This is a genomic window from Terriglobia bacterium, assembly GCA_020072565.1.
In the GTDB taxonomy this organism is placed as follows: domain Bacteria; phylum Acidobacteriota; class UBA6911; order UBA6911; family UBA6911; genus JAFNAG01.
On sequence record JAIQGI010000115.1, the window covers coordinates 1 to 6,372 of the forward strand.

The window sequence follows — 6,372 nt, forward strand, 5'->3', positions numbered from 1 at the left end:
CTGCCGAGTGGGGCGGCTTGTTCAGGTGCGACATTGAAACCTTCGTGGCGCGCGAAGCCGTGGAAGCCTGCCGGGTCCCCGGCCGTCTCGAACTGCCCTTCATGGCTGGCGTCCGGTATGCGGGCTTTGTCGATCCGTCCGGAGGCTCGCAGGACTCCTTCACCCTGGCGATTTCGCATGAACAGGATGGCAAGGGTGTGCTCGATTGTGTGCGGGAGCGCAAGCCTCCCTTCAGCCCCGAGGCAGTCACCGAAGAATATGCGGTAGTGCTGAAAAGTTATCACGTGTACCAGGTTGAGGGCGACAGGTACGCCGGCGAGTGGCCGAGAGAGCAATTCCGCAAGCATGGTGTGGAGTACAAGACCTCCGAGGCCGCGAAGTCTGACATCTACCGGGAACTGCTGGCGCCGTTGAACTCGGGCAGGCTTGAGCTTCTCGATAGCCCGCGCCTGATCGCGCAGCTGTGCAACTTGGAGCGCCGGACCTCCCGCGGCGGGAAAGACAGCATCGACCACGGCCCGAACGGTCACGATGACCTGATCAACGCGGCAGCCGGCGCACTGGTAAAAGCGCTCGCGCAGGGGGATCAGGTGTTCCCGGAGCTGAATGAGGCCGTTCACAATTTGGATCGATACATCAATCCGGCAGACCTGCATAAGTGGGTGGAGTTCTGCCTGCCGCTCAAGAAAGTGTCTGCGCTCAACCACGGCGCCACAACCGCATTCCTGCAGGCCGGTATTGACTGGGAGGGCAATTTCTTCGGTCTCGAAGAGCACTATCAGGCAAACCAGCCGCTTCAGGAAAACGCCCGGGCGATCCGCAACCTGATCGCGACCTACGGAAAGCAAGATGCCACCCGGCTTCACTCCGGCGCCGACGACGGGCGAAACATGGATGAGATCCTCAGCATTTCAGCCGCGCTGCGGCGAGAGGAAATTTCTACGGTCCTCGCGCGAAGGGCTTCGGAAGGTGTGGGGCTGGATCTCATCAAGGAATATCTCCGAGTCGAGCCCAAGCGCAAAAACAGTTTTACCGGGGAGCAGGGAGCGCCGCGTCTTTTCATCTCCCGGCAGCGGTGTCCGAATCTCTGGCGCGAGATGCAGAACTTGAGACGCACGGAGGAAGACGGTCGCGTGAAGTACATCGGCGCGGATTACGCCGTCACCAACCTGCGGAATATCCTGATGGCCCGCCCGACACCGCCGGATAAGCCGGGCAGCCAAAAAGAGGTCAACGGGCAGGCATATGCAGTCAGCGCCTGGTCATGAGAAAGGAAAGGAGAAAAGGACATGTGCAAAGACTTCACAAGAGAACTCGACGAGGTTCGGCTCGAAAACTGCAGCATCCTGCTGAGCGATCCTGGAAAGTGCATTGCGGAATGCGACCCTGGTGAACTTGAAGGCGTCATCCTGGACTGCATTCAATTTGCGGATAGGGTTCCGGGGTGCAGTTGGATGACGAAACCGCTGAACGAAGTTTTGCGGAACGTCAGAGGCGCGCGGGCCTTGGCGTTCATCGACTCAATTTGCAAAACTTTCGATTCAATGACTTCACTCGGAAGGAGATAACCCATGCCTATCGACCCATCGATTTCAATGCAGGTACGGCCGCCCGTGATACCGAATCCAATGGAGCAGGTCGGGCAGGTGCTCACGCTCAAGAACATGATCGGCCAAGGCAAGATTCAGGGCCAGCAACTGCAGCAGGAGACTATGCAGACCCAGCAGATGCAGGAGCAGGCTGCCAACGAAAAGGCCTTGAACGACGCCATCAAGCTCAACACGACCGTGGATGACCGGGGCAATGTCTCGACTGACCACGAGGGCGTGAGACGGACACTTGCTCAGAATGGCCGTGTGCGGATGCTGATGGACTTCGACGCGAAACTGGCCGGTATGAGCGAGGCGCAGTTAAAGCAGGCGCAAGAGCAACTGAACCTCCACAGCACGCAGGCCAAACGGAAGGCGCAGATCGCCGCCTCGGTCACTGACGATCAGAGTTATCACGCCGGAGTGCGGCAGGCGATTCAGGAAAAACTCATCACCGATCCGAACGAAATCATGAAGTTGCCTCCGACCTACGAAGCCGCGAAGCCGCTCATTCAGCAGTGGATCACCTCGAACATGACCGGGGCGGAGAATTTGGATTACCTGACGAAGCTGGCCGAGGAGGAGCACAAGAAGAAACTGAGACCGCTGGAGGAACGCAGGGCCACGGCGGAGGCGACCAGCGCCGAACAGAAGGCGCAAGGAACGGAGCCCATAACTCCCTACGAGAAAGAACAGCTCGACAAGACCCCGACTGAGGTTGCACTCGCCATGCGTGCGGCCAAAGGCGACAAGGTTGCTCAACTCGCGCTCGACAAGCTGAACAAGTCAAGACTCGATCGCGCAGCCTTCACCCAGGAGCAGATCAACAAGCGCAATCGCTACACACAGGCGGAAATCACTGGGCGAATGAAGTTCATTCAAGCAAAGATTGAAAGCCGGGCGACGAAGGCCGGCGCAAACGCCGAGGCGGTCAGAAGGAACTTCGAGGCAGCCTTGGGAGCCGCACGGAAACTGAACCCGAATTTCGATGACCTCGAAGATCAGCAGAAATCCGACCTGCTCAACACGTTGTTCGAGAGCTTCATGGCGAACGAACAGCCCTTCGTTGCTCCCGGGGAAGGAAAGCCTGGGGGATTCCTTGGGTTCGGAGCGGCCAAGCCGGTGCAGACCGTCACCAGACAGCCGCAGCAAGGCAGAGGAGCGGCACCGCCCGCAGCTGGCGCAGCGAAGACCGTGCCCAGGGCCGTGGTGCAGCAGTACGCCACCGAAAACAGGGTGGACTACGCGACGGCCGAGGCCGCATTCAGACAAAAAGGCTACACGATAGTGGAGCGATGACATGGTGACTCAGAATCAGCTTCCCGATCCCGATGTGTGGTTGGGCCAAAAGAAAGCGCAGAGCCTTCCCGATCCCGAAACCTGGCTGCAACAGAAGCAGGCCCCAGCCCTCCCGGACCCCGATGCTTGGATGCAGAGCAAGACCGTCCCGACGCCGGTAGCACCAGCACCTGCAGCACGCGCGATACCAACGCTCACCATTGGCGGTGGTCCGTTTGTGAGGCAGGCAAGGCGCACTCCCGGAACCGACGTTGCTGTACGGCAGTTGGAGAAAATACCCTCGACGCCTCTGGTTCCCCTGTCAAAGATCACCGAGCCTTACATGGCACCTGAGCCTGAGAATCGCCCGCCTACACCTGTCATGTCTACGGGGGGCTTCACGGCGCGCCCGATCAGGCGAACGGCAGGCCCGGAAGCGCAACAGCCCGCCGTATTGCATGGGGCGCTGAAGGCGCTGGAGGGAATGACCACGCCGCAGAATATCGCGCTGATGGCCGCTCTCGGGCCATTGACAGCGGCAGACCTGGAGTTTCTCGGATTTCTGAACACCACCCTCCTTGCAGGGGACGCCGTAAGGCAAGGAATCCTCGGCTGGCAAGAAGCGAAGAAGGCCGAGATGGCCGGCGACGAAGCTGGAGCCGCTGCAGGCAAGACGCAAGCGGTGTTTGACGGTCTCATGGCGGCAGGCTTCCTGCGCCATGGGACTCGATCCCTGCGCGAGCGCGGGCAAACTTACAGCGGAATGGTCGACCGTCTCCAGGCCGGCATCCAGAGCCCGCATCTTGACGGCCCATCGCTGGAGGGCATCCGCAGGTTCATCGACCAGCCCGGAGCGCTCGAACCCAAGGACCGCGCCGACCTGTTGAAGATGGCCGACATGCGCGCCGCAACGCTTCCCGGTGTCAGGCCCGTGGTGGCGAACGTGCCAACCGCCAGGCCGCAAGCGGAAGCACCCATGCCCGGCACCCTTGCTGCGGGTCCGTTCCCAGGGCCGCAGCAGTCGATCAGGGCGCAGATGAATGCTCCGATGCAGCCAGCTCTTGGGAATGAGCCGACCGGGACCGCAACCGCTCCTCTTGCCCCGATTCCTCAACAACCCGCGCGAGCCGTGACGTTGCCCGCAAAGCCCGGAGCGACACTCCCCGGCGTCAATCTGCCTCGCGCGACCTTCGACCCGAACGCACCGATGCTCGACGTGCAGCGCAGGACGGTCTTCGCTATCGCCAATGATCGAGGTATCCCCACGAGTGTCGTAGAGAGTGTCGCCGGAAGGAGAATCAGCCAACTTACGGCAGGCCAGGCCCGAGAACTCATGACGAAGCTGAAAGAACTCACGCCCGCCGAAATCAGCTCTCTGAAGCCCGTAGCGACGACGTCCTTGATGGAAAGGGCAGTCCAGCAGCCGCCGGCAACCGCAGCGCCGACGCCTCTTGCGCCCGTTGAAACCATTACCGTGCCAAGTCCAAGGCGCGCATCCACATTCGACCCGAGCAAGAGCCTAGTCAATGCGATCAAGTCTCTTGGCGGGATCGACCCCGAGAAGATCCGTAAGGCCGGGTTGTGGACCGACTGGCAGGAGCGTGTGCCGCAGGGGATCCGACTTGCCGTGCAGAAGAACGGCGCCACGCACGGACTTGACACACTCGGCGGTGAACTCGGCAACCTTGGCTACCAGAACTATGACTTGCCCGACAGCCTCATTGAGGCGCTGGCAGACCCGAAGAAGGCCAGGGCCGGCCTCCAGGACATTGCCGAAGCTCGCGAACTCGAGCAGGCCAAGGCGCACATCGAGGAACTTGAGCGCAGGCTGGGAGAGACGGAGTTCAGGCCCGAAGAGTTCAAGATGGCCGGCGAGGAAAAACCGCCGATCAGGGAACCCGGCGAGGAAGGGTTTGCGCGGATATTTGACTTTCAGAAGAGGAAACCTGGAGTCAAAGAGGATGCAAATGAACTGAGAATACAGCTATATGAAACACAGGACTACGCAGATCGTTGGATAACAAGATTGAAAGCGAAGTATGGGTATCCCGAGGATATATGGGAACACGCAATGAAAGCAGATTCGGATCATTTCGATTATCTCGATTCTGCGATGGAAAACCTCAAAGGGAGGATTGCTGTCGCTGAGGGAAAGACAGAACCGGGAGAGGTCGTAACAGGTCCATGGAAGGGTGAAGAAGGTTTCGCCCGCTACCGCGACGAAAAGACAAAGGAGCTATTCGGGGAAGAACCGTTTGCGCTTCGAGGCGGCACGGTAGCGAGAGAGGAAGCGCCACGGGTTGCGCCGAAGCCGGGAGAATTGAGACCGGCGCCACAGCAGACAAACTTGCTTCAGGGGCCGCTCTTCGAGAGGCCAGAGGAAGCGCGGACTATACCGGAGCCCCAGCCAACCGAGGCGGGGCCATTCACCTCGCAGGACGTCGAGCGCTTCAATCGCCTCTCGCACTTCCCGAAGGATCTTGCAAAAGAGAACGCCTCATTCAACGCAGAGTCGGCCCAATGGAGGCAGGAGGCCATCGACCGCTTGAAGCGTTATGGCGTGAATGAGATTCCGGAGGACGTGGAAAACGCCCTATCCAGACTGCGGGCCGCACGCTTGAACATGGCAAAGGAGTTCACGCGCGCCCGCGAGGTTGCGCCGCCGTGGACTGTGACAGGCCGGAGCAATTACCGAGGCAACCCAGAGCGCGCCCACGCGATCGAAGGCAAAGCGGTGAACGAATACGAAGCGGCAAAGGAATACCTCGACCGCGCCTTGAGCCGGCACAGCCCTAACGCTCCAATCTCCGCAGACAAGGAAAACGCTCCGGACCTGCTCCAAGCCAAGATCGACAAGGCCGAGAAGCACCAGGAAGCCATGCGGCTGGCGAACGCCATTGTCCGCAAGAAGGGACTCACGGATGAGCAGAAGATAGAGCAAATCGCAAATCTCCTGGACATCAGCAAAGAAACCGCAGCCAAGGTGCTTCAACCCGATTACGCCGGGCGTGTGGGCTTTGCCGACTACCAGCTGCAAAACAACCTCGCCAACATCAAACGCATGAAGGCGCGTGTTTCTGGCATCGAGCAGACCCGTGCAACACCGGGCGGCGAACTGGAATTCGAGGGTGGCCACATCGTTGACAATGCCGAGGCGAACCGGATTCAGTTGTTCTTTGACGCCAAGCCCGACTCGACGACGATCATCAAACTGAAATCGCGGGGCTTCAAGTGGTCGCCGTCCCAAGGCGCATGGCAGCGGCAGCGAACCGAAAACGCCAGATATGCGGTTGTGCAAGTGCTCGGGGACAAATTCCCGCAAGGAGAACGAGGCCGTTTCCTCGGCACTCAGGCGCGCGGACCCGCCGAAGAACTCCCGCCGACTGGTCCAGTCGAAGAGAAGCCCGCCAGGACGCAGGTTTCGGTTGAGGAAGAGATAAAGGGGCTTCAAGGGGACATCGCGACTGGTGAAATGCGCCTGCGCTCAAAGGTCAACGCCATCGGT

The 6,372-nt window shown here is 60.1% G+C and carries 3 protein-coding genes; all 3 read left to right on the forward strand.

Annotated features, from left to right (window positions below):
- Positions 1 to 1,268 (forward strand): hypothetical protein (locus tag LAP85_29335; protein MBZ5500516.1); only part of this gene is annotated, 1,268 nt, incomplete at its 5' end.
- Between the two features lie 303 nt (positions 1,269 to 1,571).
- On the forward strand, positions 1,572 to 2,888 hold the full coding sequence (locus LAP85_29340; GenBank protein ID MBZ5500517.1) for a hypothetical protein: 1,317 nt from the start codon (positions 1,572 to 1,574) through the stop codon (positions 2,886 to 2,888).
- A 1-nt stretch (position 2,889) separates the two neighbouring features.
- Positions 2,890 to 6,372, forward strand: a 3,483-nt coding sequence (locus LAP85_29345) for a hypothetical protein (protein ID MBZ5500518.1), incomplete at its 3' end; no start/stop codon positions are given.